The 17,075-nt window shown below is 71.3% G+C and carries 14 protein-coding genes and 2 pseudogenes; 10 read left to right on the top strand and 6 right to left on the bottom strand.

The genetic code is table 11. From position 1 onward, the window contains the following. Window positions 1-314: 314 nt before the first annotated feature. Window positions 315-869 (top strand): annotated as a pseudogene (locus tag AB0D49_RS33270) (glycosyltransferase); the annotation flags it as partial. A gap of 170 nt (window positions 870-1,039) precedes the next feature. After that, complete coding sequence (locus tag AB0D49_RS33265; protein ID WP_362764942.1) at window positions 1,040-1,204, top strand: hypothetical protein; 165 nt, start codon at window positions 1,040-1,042, stop codon at window positions 1,202-1,204. A 383-nt stretch (window positions 1,205-1,587) separates the two neighbouring features. Here AB0D49_RS33265 and AB0D49_RS33260 read toward each other — a convergent pair whose 3' ends face one another. Next, complete coding sequence (locus AB0D49_RS33260) at window positions 1,588-2,301, bottom strand: TetR/AcrR family transcriptional regulator (protein WP_362764940.1); 714 nt, start codon at window positions 2,299-2,301, stop codon at window positions 1,588-1,590. 159 nt (window positions 2,302-2,460) lie between these two features. Here AB0D49_RS33260 and AB0D49_RS33255 point away from each other — a divergent pair, with 159 nt between their 5' ends. Then, a complete protein-coding gene (locus AB0D49_RS33255) occupies window positions 2,461-3,915 on the top strand; it encodes a serine hydrolase (RefSeq protein ID WP_362764937.1) in 1,455 nt (484 codons plus the stop codon). A 33-nt stretch (window positions 3,916-3,948) separates the two neighbouring features. Here the strand turns inward: AB0D49_RS33255 and AB0D49_RS33250 are convergent. Then, window positions 3,949-4,222, bottom strand: a pseudogene (locus tag AB0D49_RS33250) (transcriptional regulator); the annotation flags it as partial. 349 nt (window positions 4,223-4,571) lie between these two features. Beyond that, entirely contained in the window at window positions 4,572-4,838 is a 267-nt protein-coding gene (locus tag AB0D49_RS33245; protein ID WP_362764934.1) for a hypothetical protein, read from the bottom strand. A 722-nt stretch (window positions 4,839-5,560) separates the two neighbouring features. Between AB0D49_RS33245 and AB0D49_RS33240 the strand changes: the two genes are divergently transcribed. Genes AB0D49_RS33240 through AB0D49_RS33230 form a run of 3 tightly spaced genes read left to right on the top strand, consistent with a single transcriptional unit; the run spans window position 5,561 to window position 6,659 of the window. After that, window positions 5,561-6,193: a replication-relaxation family protein gene (locus tag AB0D49_RS33240; protein ID WP_362764931.1), complete on the top strand. Its 633-nt coding sequence runs from the start codon at window positions 5,561-5,563 to the stop codon at window positions 6,191-6,193. A 53-nt stretch (window positions 6,194-6,246) separates the two neighbouring features. Next, the gene (locus AB0D49_RS33235; RefSeq protein ID WP_362764928.1) at window positions 6,247-6,378 is read left to right on the top strand and encodes a hypothetical protein; all 132 of its coding nucleotides are present in this window, start codon (window positions 6,247-6,249) and stop codon (window positions 6,376-6,378) included. Next, a complete protein-coding gene (locus tag AB0D49_RS33230) occupies window positions 6,369-6,659 on the top strand; it encodes a hypothetical protein (RefSeq protein ID WP_362764925.1) in 291 nt (96 codons plus the stop codon). Before AB0D49_RS33235 ends, AB0D49_RS33230 begins: the two co-directional genes overlap by 10 nt. Window positions 6,660-6,781: 122 nt before the next feature. Here the strand turns inward: AB0D49_RS33230 and AB0D49_RS33225 are convergent, their stop codons facing one another. Beyond that, window positions 6,782-7,063 (bottom strand): hypothetical protein, encoded by a 282-nt coding sequence (locus AB0D49_RS33225; protein ID WP_362764922.1) that lies wholly within the window; start codon window positions 7,061-7,063, stop codon window positions 6,782-6,784. A 499-nt stretch (window positions 7,064-7,562) separates the two neighbouring features. On the opposite strand from AB0D49_RS33225, the gene AB0D49_RS33220 reads away from it, so the two are divergent. Next, on the top strand, window positions 7,563-7,724 hold the full coding sequence (locus AB0D49_RS33220; RefSeq protein WP_362764919.1) for a hypothetical protein: 162 nt from the start codon (window positions 7,563-7,565) through the stop codon (window positions 7,722-7,724). A 45-nt stretch (window positions 7,725-7,769) separates the two neighbouring features. Beyond that, window positions 7,770-8,342 carry a hypothetical protein gene (locus tag AB0D49_RS33215; RefSeq protein WP_362764917.1) on the top strand — a complete coding sequence of 191 codons (573 nt, stop codon included), beginning with the start codon at window positions 7,770-7,772 and terminating at the stop codon, window positions 8,340-8,342. 309 nt (window positions 8,343-8,651) lie between these two features. Here the strand turns inward: AB0D49_RS33215 and AB0D49_RS33210 are convergent, their stop codons facing one another. Further along, window positions 8,652-10,409 (bottom strand): hypothetical protein, encoded by a 1,758-nt coding sequence (locus AB0D49_RS33210; RefSeq protein WP_362764914.1) that lies wholly within the window; start codon window positions 10,407-10,409, stop codon window positions 8,652-8,654. A gap of 187 nt (window positions 10,410-10,596) precedes the next feature. Here AB0D49_RS33210 and AB0D49_RS33205 point away from each other — a divergent pair, with 187 nt between their 5' ends. Next, the gene (locus AB0D49_RS33205) at window positions 10,597-11,490 is read left to right on the top strand and encodes a hypothetical protein (RefSeq protein WP_362764912.1); all 894 of its coding nucleotides are present in this window, start codon (window positions 10,597-10,599) and stop codon (window positions 11,488-11,490) included. A gap of 813 nt (window positions 11,491-12,303) precedes the next feature. After that, window positions 12,304-12,939, top strand: coding sequence for a hypothetical protein (locus AB0D49_RS33200; protein WP_362764909.1), 636 nt, complete (start codon window positions 12,304-12,306; stop codon window positions 12,937-12,939). Between the two features lie 396 nt (window positions 12,940-13,335). On the opposite strand, the gene fxlM is transcribed toward AB0D49_RS33200, so the two are convergent. Beyond that, on the bottom strand, window positions 13,336-16,908 hold the full coding sequence (gene fxlM / locus AB0D49_RS33195) for a methyltransferase, FxLD system (RefSeq protein ID WP_362764906.1): 3,573 nt from the start codon (window positions 16,906-16,908) through the stop codon (window positions 13,336-13,338). Between the last annotated feature and the right edge of the window lie 167 nt (window positions 16,909-17,075).

The raw sequence follows: 17,075 nt of genomic DNA, 5'->3' as shown, positions 1-17,075 counted from the left end.
GAGGCCAGGGCGGAGCGGGGGCGCGGCGGTCAGCTCGCGAGCAGCTCCAGAGCGGCTCGGACGGAGCCCAGCAGCCGCTGGCCTGTCTGCCGACGGTCGTGGCGAGTCCTGCGTCGGCGAGCAGGGCCCGCCGCCGTGCCTGCGGCCCCGTCCCGTCAGGTCCTGGGTCCGCGCCTGCGGCGAGCAGGGGCAGCGCCTCGTCCAACGGGCCCTGGTCCTGGGGCGGAGGCTGCGTCCGCAGGGCCCGCGTCAGCTCGACGGCTGCCCGCAGTGCCTCGTCCGGGGTGGGCTGGGCGGCGGTGTGGTGGTGGGAGATGCCGGTGTGGCCGCTGCCACCGAAGACGCTCACATGGTCGGCCGTCACCCTCGGCGCGGCCGTCCGGTCGGTCCTCACGCAGACCCACGGTGACCTGGAGCTGCTGGCCACCGACGACCGGTCCTCCGACGGCTCCTGGGACCTGCTGCGCGAGTTCGCGGCCCAGGACGAGGTTGCGGGCCCGGCCCGCACCGCCCTGTTCGGGTGCCGGCTCAGGCAGGACGCGCTTGGCGATCTCCCGGGCCCGCGGGACTACATCGCCTCCCTCGACAGCGGCGACATGTGGCCTCCGGGCAAGACCGAGAAGCGGCTCGCCTTCGCGGCGGAAGGTGATGCGCCGCTGACGTTCATGTCGTACGTCAAGACGGACGCCGACCACGACGGCGAGAGCACCGACTGGGTCCCGAACAGGCGGGTGGTCGGCGAGGGAGCAGGTGGACTACCGGGCGATGCTGGTCCGGACTACATAGGTTTGCTGACCGCCATGTGCGACCGCGGGGTGCTGGGCGCGCGACTGATGCCAGAGTCGCGGAAACGCCAGGACTGTGCCCTGTGACCGTCGATCACGCGGGACGGCTCCTTCGCCCAGCTCCACCTGCCCCCGGCCTCATCCGCTCCTACACGACAACCGATGGCGCACTCCACGTCACCACCCTCTACGACCCCGCCGACGGGTCCGCAGCCCACGTCGCCGACCTGCCCGAAGGATCGGCGAGAGTCACCGTGGGCGGACCGCGTGACCTGTGGGAGTCCGTCGAAGCCGCCTACCGCCTGTGGCAGCGACTCAACCGCCCCCGCCGCGGGTGGTTCACGATCGAAGCCACCGCAGGCCACCAGACCGTCAGCTACACCACCTCCGCCGGTCACACCCTGCGCTGGACCCTGTAGCTGACGTCCTGAGAACTCCCGGGGCACCTCCCCAACAGTCCGAAACCAGTCCCGCCAGAGGCCCCCAGCCGTGCAGGCCGGTGAGCCGCCCGGCGTGAACGGTCGGCTGCCCTGCCAGGCGTTGTCAGGGTGCCTGGCCCGGTACCGGCTGGCCGTCTCCTGACGGGCGGACCTCGTCACCGTCACCCCGCCTGCGGGCCATGGGTGTTCCCCCTCCCGTCCCGACGCCGTGAGGAGCCATTCCATGCCGGCCCGCGGCCCCGGCCCAGCCCGCGCACGCCGTCCTCCCGGATCCGGCGGCTGCCTTCGAATCCCGGCTGGCGGCTGCCTGTCACTCGTCCTCGGCCTGTTGAGTGTTCGGCGGTCCGGTTTCGGGCGGGGCTCTATCGGCGGGGTCGCGTCCGTCCGGTTGTGTGGGTGCCTGTCGGCGGGAGCCGGGTGGCGAGGCCGTCGAGGATGCGGTCGAGGCCGTACTGGAAGCGGTCCTCGCGGACCTGTCGCGGGTCGGCGGCCTCGTTGGATTCCGGGCTGTGCTCCGCCACCCAGTCGCGCTCGGAGACTCCACTGCGGGCGATCGACGAGAGGTAGGCGGCCTCGGTGGTCGCGGTTCCGATGACGTAGGCCATGAGTGCCCCCGCGGCATGGTCCTGCTCGTCCTCGGGGAAGCCGGCCGCCTCGAACTGCGCGAGCAGGTCCGTCGTCATCCGGAGGGCGTTCGGGCCGACGTGGAGGAGTCCGACCTGGCCGAGTTCGGGGCCGATCCATGGGTGGCGCAGGACCATCTCCCGCAGGCCGGCGGCTGTGCGGGAGACCTCGGTGCGCCACGGTGAGCGGCCGGCGGCCGACGGGTCCAGCTCCGCGAACACGTCGTCCACGGCCAGCTGGATCAGTTCGTCGCGGTTGGCCACGTGCCGGTAGAGAGAGGTGGCGCCGGCCTTCAGACGGGTGCCGAGCTTGCGCATGCTGAGCGCCTCGGCGCCTTCCGTGTCCAGCAGTTCGAGTGCTGCGGCGACGATCTGTTCGCGTGTCAGCTGCTCGCGTTGCGGGCGGCGCGGGCGGGTCCACACCGAGGTGATCGGTTTGGCGTCGGCGGGCATGTCGCTCACTCCTCATCGGTCCGTGTCGGTCCGTGTCGGCCCGTCAGGGCGTCGGCCCCACCGTAGCCGACGCTGTACGCATCTTGCGTACAGCGCACCTTTCATGCGTACACTGTTCGCACAACAGGAACGCTGTACGCATCGTGAAGGGGAACTGCCATGTCGAACAGGGCGAGCTGGGACGAGCGGGGCAACTGGAGCGCGGACGGAGCGTGGGGAGCCCGTGACTCGGGCGGGCGGAAGCTGGACCTCGACCGCTGGCAGGCCCGCCTGGACCAGCTCTGCGCCGAGCATCACGTACCGGGCGCGTCCCTGGCCGTCCTCGTCGACGGGACGGTCCACGAACTGGCGAGTGGAGTCCTGCACCGGGGCACGGGCGTGGCGGCGACGACCGATTCCGTCTTCCAGATGGGCTCGATCGCCAAGATCTACACGGCGACGCTGGTCATGCGGCTCGCCGAGGAGGGCCGGATCGACCTGGACGCGCCGGTCACGGACGTGCTGCCGGAGTTCTCGGTCGCCGACCCCGAGGCGGTCGGCCTGATCACCGTCCGCCGGCTGCTCAGCCACACCAGCGGTCTGACCTGCGACTTCAACCACGACAGCGGGCGCGGCGACGACTGCCTGGCCAAGTACGTCGAGGCCGCGAAGAACGTGGCGCTCGACTGCCCGCCCGGCAGCGCCATCTCGTACAGCAGCGTCGGCTACAACGTGCTCGGCCGGATCATCGAGGTGGTGACCGGCAAGGTCTGGGACCAGGCCCTCAAGGACCTGCTCCTGACCCCGCTCGGCCTCACCCGCACCATGACGCTGCCCGAGGAGGCACTGCGCTTCCGCGCGGCGATGGGACACCTGGGCGAGCCGGGCCAGCAGCCCGACCCTGCGCCGGAGTGGGACATGATGCCGCGCTCGGCGGGCCCGTACGGCCGGGTCATCGCGAGCGCGGGCGACCTCGCGCGGTTCGCCCGGACGCACCTCGCGGGCGGCGTGGCCGAGGACGGCACGCGGGTGCTCGCGCAGGAGACGGTGCGGCTGATGCAGCGCCAGGTGGCCGAGTGCCCCGACAAGTGGACGGTCAGTTCGCACGGCTGGGGCCTCGGATGGACCCTGTACGACTGGAACGGCGTCCGGGGCTACGGCCACGACGGCGCCTCCATCGGGCAGTACGCCTACCTGCGCGTGGTGCCGTCCGCCGGCGTCGCCGTCGCGCTGCTCACCAACGGCGGTGGCGCGCGCGAGGTGTACACGGAGCTCTACCGCGAACTCCTCACCGAACTGGCCGGGGTGAGCATGCCGGAGCCCTTCGCCCCGGCGGCCGTGCCGCCCGCGGTCGACTGGACGCCGCTCGTCGGCACGTACCGGCGCGAGGGCGTGGTCATCACGGTGACCGAGAAGGACGGTGCCGGGCATGCGCTCTACGAGTTCGTCGACGGCATGAAGGACCTCTCCGATCCCCTCCGGATCGACCTGCTGCCGGTCACGGAAACGGCGTTCGCCGGTACGGGCGTGGGCGCGGCCTTCAGCACCGCCTACACCCCCGTGATCTTCTCCGCCCTCCCCGACGGCACACGCTGTGTCTACATCGGCATGCGCTGCGGCCCCAAGACGGACTGACCTGCCGCGCGGCCCCGACCGCGTGGTGTGCCGGAGCACGGCGAGCCGGTCAGCCGGCGGTTCCCCCCTCTGCCGGATGACCTCCGACGGCAGCCGTCCCGCCCGGCTGAGGGCCGCGATCGCCTGCAGGGAGGCCCACAGCACCTCGGTGAACGGGCCCAGGCGGACGCCGTCCCCCGGCTGCCTCGCTGAGGCACTCCAGCAGGGCGGCGAAGGCATCCCCTAACGGTTCCGGGGTGTCCTCCTGCGCGTACGTCAGTCCGCCGTCGAGCCGGAACGGGGCGTCGTGGACCGCCGGGTTGCCCTCCGTGAGACCGAGGCAGCCGCGGGTGAGGGAGGCGGCCCGCTCGCCTAGCCCGGAGTCCGCAGCGCGACGGCAAGCTAGGCGGCGCCTTTGAGGCCGCTCGGCGCAACGCCCAGCACGTTGAGAGCGTGGACGTGGCCCTCGAAGAACGCCTGCCGCCCGGCCGGGGCGAAAATCTGGTGCACCGCCTTGCCCGAACAGGACACGCGGAACGCGAACTGGCACAGGTCACCACCTCGCCGGCCAGCCGCACCGTCACGTCCCCGAATCGACCTCCGCCTCGGCCCCGGGCTTGTGCGGCTGCGGGACAAACCCCTCCACCACACCCCGGCCGGACCGAACCCGGATCTCCTCAGCGGCCGGCAACACAACCGCGGACCATCCGGTAGGAGATCTCGTCCGCACCCTGCTCATCCAGCAGCCGCTCAAAGAATCGCTTCACGGTGTGCCGCTGCCTGCACGGCGCATCCGGGTCCGCCCGCAGCGTCTCGTCGATCAACGGCTTGAACGGATCAAGCCGGGCCGCCCGCGGCGGCAGCTTCTTGGGCGGTCCGGCCAAGCCGACGACAACCCCTTCTGCGCGGTCAGGAACCTGACGCGTGCTTCCGCTGAAGGACACGGTTCGCCGGGCCCTGACGCGAATCTCGAAGGGTCGCCGCGTACAGCTCGGCCTTCGATTTCGGCGGCACCCGAGGCCCTGGTACAGAGCACAACCATGGCCCCGAAGCAGGCATTCACGTGCTCTCAGTACTCGGCGACATCACTCTCCCGTGGGAGAGGGCGCCCTCGTCGCTGAGCAACAGGCGCTCTCGTGGCTCACCGACAAAGCCAGCAGGGCAGGCGGAGTACCTCGACTACTCCCGTAAGATCCGCAACGGCATGGCGCACGGCCAGACCACGCAGCGGTGATGCCGCCGGCCATGGCGATCCCGACGGTGACGACCTCGTTCACGATCGTCTCCGAACTCTGCGCCGCACCTGCCTGACGATCACGGGTCGGTAGCTACACTCAGCCGCGGGTCACACCATCGGCTTTCGCCACACCTCTACCAGGTGACGGGGACCTCCATCCGGCCCCCGCGCCACCTGCGTGATGAGGCTTGTCATGACGGACACCAGCAGCGCCCCGCAGCCCGAGCCGGAGCCGCGCCTGACCTGCCCAAGGGGTGCTGAACGCCCGTCGGGCGGCCCGGAATCCAGTGCCGTGAACGGTGCCGGAAACGGTTCCGACGTCGTGCCCATCGGCGCAGCCCACACCGCCCGCCAGGGGGCCTCCGGCATGCTGACACCTCTCTCCCTTCCTCTGAGACACCGGAGAAGGGGAAGAAGTCCATTCCGACCGTGAAGGTGCGGGCTGATGCGCTGCGGATGCCGGTATGCGTGCGGACCGCCACGGCGCGGCAGATGGCCGAGGTGATCACGAAGGATAAGTCGGACGGCCAGTCGTACGTGCGCAGGGCGATGAGGAAGCTGGCGGAGCGGGGGCCGGCGGAGACGAACGGCAAGGTGGGCAAGCACCAGATCTGGAACCTCACCGTGGCGGGACAGAAGTCTCTGGCCGACGGCAACGAACGGCCTCCCAGACCGAAAGCCGGCACCGGAGCCAAGGCCGTTCGCGCCGGGTACGGTCCGCACGGCGTCGCGGTGACGGACATGATCCTGGCCTACGGTGGCCGCGAGCACATGACCGACTGGCAGGTGGAGGTCAGCCACGCCGTCAAGGAGACCGGTCTGAGCTTCAACACCGACGCCGTCCTCGCGTGGCCGACCGGGACCAGCGAGGTGCGCCTCTTCGAGCTCGACAACGGCACCATGTCCCAGGCCCGCCTTGCCAAGGAGGTCTGGGACTACGAGCGCTACGCCGGGCACCGCGTCTGGGAAGGAGCCCGCGGCACGATCGGCGGAGATTCCCGTTCCGGCAGCGTCACCGCTACACCCGCTCCCAGACCTTCCCGCGGCGGCACGTCGTCCTGACGGGCAAGGAGCAGCACCTGCTCGACAACCGCCTCCAGGCGCTCGCCGACGACGTGAGGGGCATCGCGTTCGCGGTGTGGGTGAACTCGCTGCCCCGGCTCCGGCGCGGCGAGCCCTGGTACGAGACCGGCGTCGACGACCCGTACCGGCGCCGCGAGCGCTACCCCGAACCGGCGTGTCGCTGACAGGGGCGGGCAATCCGCCCCGCAACGGTGGCCTGCCCAAGAACTGGTGGCCCGGCTACGCCATGGCGGCGGCCAATGACGGCCACCGGCCCGCCCTCCGGGCCGTCCACGACGCCACCGACGACACCACCGCCCACCGGGCGGAGCTGCCGGTCCGCCTCAAGGACCGGTTCCGGGGACTGGTCCGAGAACCTCCGCCGCCGACAGCTCTGAGCCCGGATCACTCACCGATGTCCTGGGCCCGCAAGGGGTACAAGTACATGTACCGGTATGGCGCGTGAGCGGGTGCGGTGGCCGTCCGTGGTGGACCGGCGCGGGAGATCGTGAAGGTGCTGCATCGGCGCCGGGGCCGCCGCGTCGTCCCCCGAACTGCTCCAGGTGTGGCCCTGACGAGCCGCGCGGTTCAGCCGAGCATGCTCACCCAACGCCGGACCGTCCAGTCATAGTGGCCGACTGTGCCAGGGCGGATGGATGTGAACGCCACCCACTCGCCGTCATCTTCCCCATTGCCGTCGCCGACCGGGTCGTCAAAGGGACCCGGAGCCCAGGAGACAAGGATCCGGCCCTCCTCCACCTCGGCCACCCAGCCGAGGAACTCCCTGCCGTCCCGGAACGAGAAGCCGACTTTGTCGGATCTCGCCACACAGCGGATGAAGTAGCTGCGCAACGCCAGGAGTTCGGACACCGGCCCAGCATACTTTGGGGTTTCCCCTCAGTGCCTGACGCTGTCGGTGATCCTGCAGTCAGGAGCTGTCCATCACGGCAAGTGCGTTGACCAGGTGCTTCGTTTCCTCTGGTCAGGCGGGCGGCGTGCTGTTGGGTCGCCTGGCGAGGAGTCGCCGTCGGCCTGGTGACCGTCGAGTGAACGCGTCGAACGTGTGCTGTGATGCCTGTGTGGCTGTGGTGGTTGGTGGGCCGACGGGCGCTCACTCGTTCATGGCGCCCGCCCCGAGATTCACGGATCGGGCCGTTGGCGCGGGTGGCACGGTGAGGGCTCGCTACTTCGGAGGCCCGAGATGCGCGTTCGCTCCCGTACCGGCTGCGGGTTCCCGAACTGACGGTGCGGGTGGTTCGGGCGTGCAATCCGCACGGCACCACGGCCATGGCCATCCGCGATCACCTCAATGGTCTGTGGAGCGACGAGGACTTCGAGGAGTCGTACTGGAGCTGTCCGACTCGCCCTCGTGCTGGAGAGGATCCGGGCCGTCGGTCTGGTCCGCGAGCGCGGCTGGCAGCGCACCGACTCCACCCACGTCCTGGCCACGGACCGCGACCTGACCCGCCTGGCGCTCGTCACGCAGGCCATGTGTCAACGGCCTCTCGTCGCGCCCCGCTGGCGGCCTTGAGACATCCCCGCAGGTGGACGGCATGATCGGAGACCGCCGTCAGCCATGCGCGCCGCGCTGGAGAAACTCGCCCGCCGAGCGCCGCACGAACTGGTCGGCCCGGTGAACGAGGACTGCGGCAAGCGCTACGGCCGAGCGGCCCGGCTCGCGAAGAACCCGTCCAGGCCGAGGACCCGGATCAAGGAGACCGGTGAGGACGCCCGCCTCCTCCCGCGCTACGTCCACCGCTACCTGCCCGCCCTCCGCGACGGCGAGCAGGTCCAGTCCCTGCGGCAGATCTTCGTGCAGAAATGCGTCCTCGACGCGACGGACCGGCCGAAGCGGCGCGAACCCGAGGACTCCGGCCTGCCACCCTCGGCCCTCGCCATCGTCTCGCCCTGCGACACCAGCGCCCGCGACGCACACCGCGGTGAGACCCGCTGGAAGGGATACCTCGCCCACGCCACCGAGACCTGTGACCCGGACACGCCCAGCGTGATCACCGACGTCACCACCACCAAGGCACCCGTCCACGACCGCGCGGCTTCCTCGCGCAGGCCCTCCACCCGCACCCGGGCAGCGGCCTCCCGTTCCTCCAACATTCCCAGCACCGACGCCACCGCGACCCCTCGGTCATGAAGCGGACACAAGACGCCGCATGCCTCCCTCACTCTCAGCGACACCATGACTGACCAGCAGAAATCAACGGATCATGTTCGGTTGGGATACGGCTTCTGAACCCTGGTACCTCCTGAACATCCCCCACTGCACGCCGCTTGAGCGCGGCTTCTCGTCCGGGCGAGCAGGTCGCATTCCACTCCGGCTTCCCCGCCGACCGGTGGGTCCGCTTCCGCTCGGCCCGGGAGTGCGGGCCTCAACACCTGAGGACGCTATTGGTCCTGAACGTCATCTTGGCTGTGATGGAGACTGTGATAGTGCCGGCATCGTTCATCGCGTCATCGTCGCGCCCCGGCTCCCTCCCCGCTCGCGGGCGCGGCGCAGGCATCCGAGCGTCTCCTCCAGCTCGCCCAGTTCGATCCAGACGCAGGCGGCGTTGTAGAAGATCGCCGGGTTCTCCGGGCCGTGGGGCAAGGAGGCCCGCAGATAGCGCCGGGCGCGCTCCGGCTGCACGGGCAGGTGGTTGTTGTCCGTCTGGACGGCCCACAGAGCCTCCTGGTAGATCACCGGCGTCATCCGGTCGGCGGGGGCTTCGATGACGGCGTCATAGATGGTGAGCGCCTGGGCGAAGTTCCGGTGATGGTAGGCCAGTTCGCAGGCGTACCGGGCCAGTTCCGGGATCCCGTCCGGCGTCTCTCCCATGGCGGCGAGGGCCGACGGCAACCGGTCGGGCGCGTACTCCACGACCGCCCGGATCAGAAACGCCACGGTCGGTCTTGTCGCCCACGCGCTCAGACCGGACATCGGCACGGTGGCGAGGGCCGCCGCCACCTGGTCCGGCGCGTACTCCTGGGCAGTCTTGACCAAGTACACGGCGGGCCGCGGTCGTTCCCAGTCCCGGACCCGCTCGAGTGCCTCATCGAACCGCCCCTGTCTCACCAGTGCGAACAGAACATACGCGCGGGCCATGTCCTGCTCGGGGTCGAGCGCGATCGCGCGCTCGGCCAGGCGGATGGCGGTGCCGGCCTCGTCGGGACTGGCGGGGTCATGTTCCCCGACGATCTCGATCAGCATGGCCGCGATCTCCTCAGCGTTCCAGACGGTCCAGACAGTCCGGCTCTCGGTCCAGGCCGACACGGCCGCCTCACCCTCGGCGCGGAAGACGTCGTGCAGCGGGTTGCCCGCAAGGATCAAGCAGTGGCCGGTGTCGCCGAGGAGGGCGCCGTACTTCTGGCCCATCCCCGCGCTCCGGAAGCGTACGTGTACCAGAGGCAGGATCTCGTGGAGCGAGCGGACGATCCAGAGCAGATGGTGGACCGTCGCCCCGTACGATCCGGGGAACGCCCAGCGGTCGATCCAGAAGCCTGCGGAGCGGTGAACCGGGTCGTACGAGAGGCCCTCGTGGCGGAACTCCCCGTACGACGCGATCCACAGCCTCTTGAACGCCCGCAGTACCTGCTCCTCACCGGCGAGGCGTGTACCACCGAGCTTGACGGCGATCCCGAAGTCGTACCAGTCGAGCTCCTCGATGACTTCCGGGTAGCCTTCGACCGCGAACGGGGAGTCGCCCTCCACCGGCCGCCAGGCCGGAAGGAGTGAGCCCGCCCCGTCGGATCGGCTGACCCGTTCGGCGGAAGCCGCGCCACCTGCCGCGGAGTCCTGGCCGACGACCGCGGGAAGACTCTCCGGGAAGTAGACGGACCGTATCTCGGGGCTCAGGCCGTACGGGGCCTGGAGGAACCAGGCGGTACTGACCGCGAACCGTTCTCCGAGGGCCGTGAGTATCCGGTGCTGCGTGTCGGCGTGATCCGCCCCGGGGGGTCGCCAGGGCAGCCCGACCACCTCCGCGGACTCCTCCGGGTGGACCGTCCCGTCGGAGCCGGGGCCCGGCAGGGGATCGACGATGCCCGCGGCGACCAGGGCGTCGCACAACGCGCGGAGCGTGCCCGCGTCCAGAGGCTCTGCGAAGCGGAGCACCATGAGGCCGGCGGGGTCGGCACTCTCCTGCGCGGTGAAGTTGTTGATCTGCACCAGTCGGTCCTCGGGTCGGTGGATCTCGGGGCTGCCCACGCCTGGGTGCGCCTGCACGGCGACAAGGCAGCGGCCCGTGGGTCGGGTGCACCGAACCCTAGGCAAGGGCACTGACAGTCCGTCCGCGATCACGGCGGAACCTTCGCCTCCACCCCGTCGACCCGCCTACACTCCCCGGAGGCCGAAGCCACGAAGCCGCCGAAAACAGATGACCGACAGCCTCCGGCCCGGTCATCCTGACCTCATGGGAACCAGAGCCAACATCATCGTGGTCCGCGAGAACGGCACACACGAGCTGTACCGGACCGGCTGGGCGGCCGGAATCGACCTCGACCTGCTGGAAGGGCCGACGCCCCTTCTCGCCCTGCTTCCCGGACTCCGCCAGGACGGCTGGTGGCTGGACGACACCATGGCCCAGGGCGGAGTACTGCTCGACCTCGGCCGGAAGGTACTCCTGTTCTTCGCCTGGGAGGGCCCCAGCACCGAACTCCGCCACCGCGCCGCCATGTTCGAGCTGATCCGAGCCGCGTGGCCGGGCTGGGAGGTCCGCTGGCTGTACGACGGCCCGGCCGAACTGCGGGAGTACGTCGGGCTGGACCAGGAGTACGTCCGCTGCCGCGATGCGGACCTCTCCCTGGCCCCGTTCCTCGCCCCCGACGACGAGGACTTGGCCGGTCCCGACCCAGGTGGTGTGGTGATCACGGTCAGCACCGGCCGCTGCCATGTCGCCTCCGACGCATTCGACCACCCGGTCCGTGAGGGCGCCGCCCTGCTCGACCGCCTGGCAGACGCCCCCGGGCACGGACGCTGCCACCTGCACGTCAACGCCGGCATCCACCTCGACCCGGAACGCCGCCACCTGGGCTGGTGGTCCCTCCACTCCACGCCAGGGTCCTACCAGGTACCGGAGCTGTGGCCGGGCTGGACGGTGGAGTTCTGGCAGGACGCATGGGAACGGCACGTCAGAGCCTGCGACCGCTTCTCTCCGGCGGCCTTCGACGCCGGAGCGGAAGCCGAAGCCGCGGTGCTCGCCGAGGCCGGGGAACGCCGTGCCTTCCGGGCCCACAACCGCGCCCAGGTCACCCGTCCACGGTCCGTACCGGCTCGCTCCGGGGCGGGAGGACCACAGCCGGGCTGATCACGGACGACCGTCCGGCATCGCATGTCCAGGCCCAGTGGCAGGCTTTCCCTCCCCTGACGCCGAGCGCGGGGCGGGGGATCTCCGCCCCGTCGGCCCCGCAGGGGGACGGCACCGCAACGGAGCCGGTGCGTGGGGGTACACCCCTCAGCCGGTCCCGCTCCCGGACTTCCCCGGCGGGCCCGCGGCGCCGGCCGGCTGGGGACGGCTCACCAACGGCGGCCCGACGCCCAGCAACCTCCAGCCCACACCGTCACCGTCCTCCCCGTCTCCGCGTGCCGGGCGCGTCGGCCGAGTCAGGCCGTACACCGCGGGGCGAGGGCACTGGTGTGGCGGACCACCCGGATGCCGGTCCGGTACGCCTCCCCGCGGCCCGGTCATGGCACCAGCGGTGGAGGCGTTCCAGGACCGGGCTGGCCGGTGGTCATCCGGCAGCGGGCCCGGCGGGCGCCTCCGCACCGCGTCTTCGGCAACCGGCGCCACACCGACAGCAATTGCATCAGCCAGGACCAGTCACCCCTGCGCCAGGACCGTCGACTCGCCCTTCTCCGGCGAACCCCCGACGATGGTTCTCCGCCCCTACGGGCCCCGGTCACACAGCCGCACTCGCAACACCACCTTCATGGTCCGCGTCACCGCGTAGCTCCCCTCCGGCCGCCGGTGCGGACATTCGAAGTGTGCGGGCCTGTCATGGTGTCAGTGGGCGGCGCTATCGTGCGAGGCACCCGACGGCTTCCAGGCCGGTTGTCGGCGGATGCCGGTCGAGCCCGCCGTTGTTGGACTGAGGAGGATGTGATGGGCGCTCGTTCGTTCATGCTGGCGACACGGATACCGATGTCACGCGACAGCTTCGACGAGTGGCTGCGCACGCCCTTGCCGGGCCTCGACATCATCGAGAACCCGTCCGCGATGTACCGGGGATGGGCCATCGACGGCGCCGCCCCGGACTGGCACCTGACGGGGACCGCCGCCCACCACCAGCAGGCGGTAGCAGGGATCCTCGCTGACCGGAACAAGACACCCTTGCAGCTGCTTGCCTCCCGGGCCGCCCAGGGCTTCACCCTCCTCCGCCACCGTGACGAGGCTATGGAGGTATACCTGTACGACTACCACGGCGAGGAGACCAGCACCCAGACCGATCTGCTGATGCTGGCCGGCGCAGGCCACTTCGCGCTTCCCGGAACCGAGGCACCGGTCATGTACTGGGGCGGCGACATCTTCCCCGGCCTCCCCATGCCCGGCGACAAGCCCCTGGCGATCATGCTCGTCACTCACACCCGAGCCCGCTTCGTCGACACCTACCCACTCGACACCCTGATCGCGAACCTGACACCCATCGAGACCGATTTCCTCACCGCAACCACCTACGACGAAGGCGAAGCCCCGGCCCGCGCCTCCGATGACCTGCTCGACCCCGTGCTCCGCGCCCGCCCGGTCGCCGGACAGTGAGCCTGCGCCGACCTGAAGCCGCAGATCAAAGCACGCAGCGTGCCAGCGCCGGTGCCGTCCTGCGCATGCAGTCACCGCGTGCCCGGTGGTCCAGGCGGTGATCTTGATCGAGGCGGGGCCCAGGAAGCGGCGGAAGTCGCGGTCGGCCCACCGCTGCCGTACCGCCTCCCGGTCCGTCGGTACGGGCGCGAGGGTGTCGAGGGCGTTCTTCAGGGTCCGTCCTCCAGGTGTCCGGCAGCGCGATGTCCCGTTCGAGGACCACGGTGGGGGCCGTGATGTACTCGGTGAGTTCGGCCCGTTGGGCGTGGCCGTCGGCGCGCCGCATCCGCACCTCGTCTGAGTGCTCGTCAGGTGGTGTGAACACCGCCACCGCGGTGTCTGTGTTCGCTGGTGTGTTCATGTCCGTGCTCCGGGAGCTGCGGGCTCGGCGTCCGGGGCCGGGCGGCGGGCCTGGACGAGGGTGCAGGACACAGGGTCGTCCTCGTCCGGTGCGGACAGGACGACGACGGCGTCGGTGACGAGACCGTGTTCGGCGAGCAGTGCCTGCCACCGGTCCGGGGTCAGGGCCCACATGGGCACCATGAGTTCACCGCCGCCCGCCAGCGGGAGAGTCTGTGGCCGGGCCTGCACCGTGTCCGACGGCATGGTTCCGGCGGAGTTCGTGTGCAGGACGGAGAACACCAGCCGCCCGCCCCGGCGCAGTGCCATCGCGAGGGCGGGCAGCAGCCGGTACGGGTCGATGTAGGACAGGGCATGGACGGCGTAGACCAGGTCGTAGGGCTTGGCCGTCCCGCTCAGGTGGGTGACGGCGTCGGCGTGGATCAGCCGCAGACCGGGCGTTTCCCTGTAGCGGGCGATGGCCCGCTCATGCTGGGTCGGGGAGGCTTCGACGGCGTCGACCCGGGCGCCGAGGCGCGCGAGGCGGGCCGCGTGCCGACCGGTCCCGGAGCCGAGGTCGAGTACCCTCAGCCCGGACACATCCCCCAGCACCTCCGCACCGGGACCGCCCGCCCCGTAGCCCCAGCGGATGTCGTCCACGTCCTCGACCAGGGTGCCGCGCCGGAGGTGATGTGCCCCGTAGGCCGTCCAGATCTCGCGGACGGCGAGCTCCGGCTCCAGCCCGGCCGGTCCGGGGGCCGGGTGCTCCGGTGACGGTGTGGCGGGAAGGGCGGCGTGGCGGCGGACCAGGTCGAGCGTCGTGGGGCTCATGCGCAGCCGGTTCATGGCGTCCGGGGTGAACCATCGCAGCGTCACGCCGTCGGTCGGAGACAGCGTGTCGGGGTGTTTCTCCCAGCGTCCGGTGAAGGTCTGGAAGGGCACGGTGACACCGTCGGTCCCAGTGGTGTACTCGACGGCGAGCGGCTCAAGGCGGCCGAGTTCGAGACCGGCTTTCTCTCGCAGCTCCCTGCGGACGGTGTCCTCCAGGGTCCGGTCGCCGGGTTCACGTCCGCCGCCAAGGAGTGACCAGGCTCCCGGTTCCCGGATGCCGGGGATGTCGTCGCGTAGACGCATCAGGTACTCGCCCCGGCCGTTGTGGATCAGCGCGGAGGCGTTCGCCGGTGGCAGCTCCTGGCTCATGAGCGCACCGCCGGGAGAAGAAGGTGAATGACGATCAGTGGCCCTGTCCACGGGGGCGGCTTGGGTTTGCGCGGGTGCCGGGTGGGTGGCGTGTCGGCCCGGCCACTGGAACACCAGGCGGCAGCGGGGCTTGTCCAGGACGTCACCTGCGGGAAGTTCGTGGTCGGGGGTGCCGGCGGGGTGGACGGTCAGGCCGGGGTCTTCGGCCCGGCCCCTGACGTCCCGGTCCCACGCCCGCACCGCCCCGGCGAGGTGCTCGGCGAGCTGCGGGCCCCGGTCGCCGAAGGCGTGAACGACCCACTCCCACAGCTTCTCGGCCGGGGTGTCGCCGTCGCGGATCTGCTCGTAGGTGAGGTAGGCCAGGGAACCACGGTCGGTGACGGCGGGCGCGGTGTCCCCCGGGGCGGGCCGGACGGCACCGGTGTCCCGGTCGCGGTCCACCGCCAGCCGGCAGAACCCCGTCACCGTGGTGGCCGTGTAGAGGTGGAGTGAGCCGAAGTAGAACCCGGACCCCATGGTCACTCCCGTGGGCATCTCGTGCCTCCGGTCGCGCAGCGCCGCCTCCAGCCCGCCGGTGCCGTCGGCCGGGCCGTCTTCGAACCGGAGCCGGAGCGCGCCGCCGAGCAGATCCACGACCGTGGCGCGGCTGGCGTGCGCGCCTTGGGCCCGGACGAACCCGCAGTGGGTGAACTTGACGGCGTGCAGTACGTCCCCGCGCCGCTGGAAGGCGATGGCGCGGGTGTAACCGTGGATCTCCAGGGGCACGACGAGACGGCCGCCGTCGGCGAGCTGCTCCCGCCACGCGGGGGCGATGTCCCGCACGTTGTAGGTGACCATGCCCCCGTCGAAGCCGCCCCGGGGCACCAGCGACGCGGGCGCGCCGTCGGCGGCGTCTCCCTGGAACAGGGTCACGCGTCCGCTGCCGGCCTCCGCCGTGAAGCGACGGGACCGCTGGACGACGTACGGGTCGATGTCTCCGGTCACGACCCGCCCCGCCGGCCCGGTGACTGCTGCGAGGAGTTCGGCGTTGTAGCCGCCGGACCCCGCCTCGAACACCACCGCCCCCGGCCGCAGCCGGAGGCTCTCGATCATGTCGGCCTGGAGCCAGGGCGCGGACACTGAGCTGGTCGCCCGCCCGGTGGCGTTCCTCCGGGTGACGGGGGCATGGCCGTCGTCGTACGCGGTGCGCAGATCCTGCTCGGGGACGTATCGGTGGCGGGGGACGGTGCGCAGCGCGCGCCGTACCGGCTCGGAGGGGGCCCAGCCGCCGTCGGCCACGGCGTCCGCCATCGCGTGCCGCAGCCGCACAGCCTCCACGGGTTCCCCGGGCACGGGCGGTTGAACGGCGGCCAGCGGGTAGGCGTGCACCGGGGGCAGACCGGGGATGATCCCGGGCCAGACGCTGTCGAGAGCGTGCGCGGCCGGCGTGAACACCGGCCCGATGCGGGCCAGGGTGTGCAGGGTGTGCCACTCCCACCGCGCGAACAGGTCCGGTTCCCGGTTGGTGAGGGTTCCGGACCAGGCAGTCACGCGGACGACGGCCGTCAGCCGCGGCACCCCCGCGGCGTCGTCGACCAGCATCGCCACCACGACCGCGCCGGCCGGTTCGGCGAACAGACCGGTCTCCTCCGCGAGCTCCCGCACCGCCGCGGCGGCGAGTTCCTCGCTGCCGCGGCTCTTGCCGCCCGGCAACTCCCACAAAGCGTGGGCCGACCGTCCGAGCAGCACCCGCCCGGCCCTGTCGGTGACGACGGCCAGCGCCGCCTCGATCAGGGCGTGCCCGGCCGGGGTGCCCTTCTCCGCCGCCCGGGTGTCCGGCGGGCACGGGCCGCGCAGGACCAGCATGGCGAGCCCGTCCGCGTCCAGCCGCTCGGACTTCTCCCAGCCCCCGGTCAGCACGGTGATCTCGTCCTCGTCGAGCGCGATGTCGCGCCGGTCCTTCGGCACACCCTTGGCGGTGGGGGTGATGACCACCAGCGCGCCCCCGGGCCGGAGCCGTTCCCCGAGCGCGTGGAGCACGCTCGTCCGGCAGGTGAGGAACGGGTACACCAGGCGCAGGGTGATCAGGTCGTACCCCGCCGGATCGAGTCCGGACGGGTCGCCGTTCTCGATGTCCAGCACGAGCCGGCGCACCTGTCCATTGCCGGGGTGCTCGTCCCGGGCACGCGCGTGCGCGCTGTCGGCGTAGTCGACGGCGTCCACCAGATAGCCGACGGCGGCGAGATGAGCGGCCAGCTCACCCGTGCCGGCGCCGACATCCAGCGCACGGCCGCCCCCGTCCGGCGCGGGAACGTGCTCCGCGAGCAGCGCCCGCTCACCCTCCCCGAGCCGCCGGAAGCCCTCCCCCCGGGCGAAATGGTCCTCCCACTCGGTCCGTGTCACATAGCTCATGGCGCTCCTTGTCCGGTGTCGGTGCGGCGGTGCAGATGGTGGGGCCGGTGCGGTGCTGTGCCGGGGTCTGGGGCCCGCGTCCGGTGAGTTCGGGCTCGTGGTGACGGGCACCCGGCGGCCCCGGGGCGGCTGTGCGGAACGTGGCTCCTGCCGCGCCACGCGTGGTG

The organism is Streptomyces sp. NPDC048290 (genome assembly GCF_040652095.1).
Lineage (GTDB): Bacteria > Actinomycetota > Actinomycetes > Streptomycetales > Streptomycetaceae > Streptomyces.
This window is presented reverse-complemented; position numbering and strand designations above follow the sequence as displayed.

Coding starts and splice junctions, on each gene's coding strand:
- AB0D49_RS33200 (WP_362764909.1), top strand. CDS start 12,304: ATGCTGGCGACACGGATACCGATGTCACGCGACAGCTTCGACGAGTGG.
- AB0D49_RS33215 (WP_362764917.1), top strand. CDS start 7,770: ATGCGCGCCGCGCTGGAGAAACTCGCCCGCCGAGCGCCGCACGAACTG.
- AB0D49_RS33255 (WP_362764937.1), top strand. CDS start 2,461: ATGTCGAACAGGGCGAGCTGGGACGAGCGGGGCAACTGGAGCGCGGAC.
- fxlM (WP_362764906.1), bottom strand. CDS start 16,908: ATGAGCTATGTGACACGGACCGAGTGGGAGGACCATTTCGCCCGGGGG.
- AB0D49_RS33205 (WP_362764912.1), top strand. CDS start 10,597: ATGGGAACCAGAGCCAACATCATCGTGGTCCGCGAGAACGGCACACAC.
- AB0D49_RS33260 (WP_362764940.1), bottom strand. CDS start 2,301: ATGCCCGCCGACGCCAAACCGATCACCTCGGTGTGGACCCGCCCGCGC.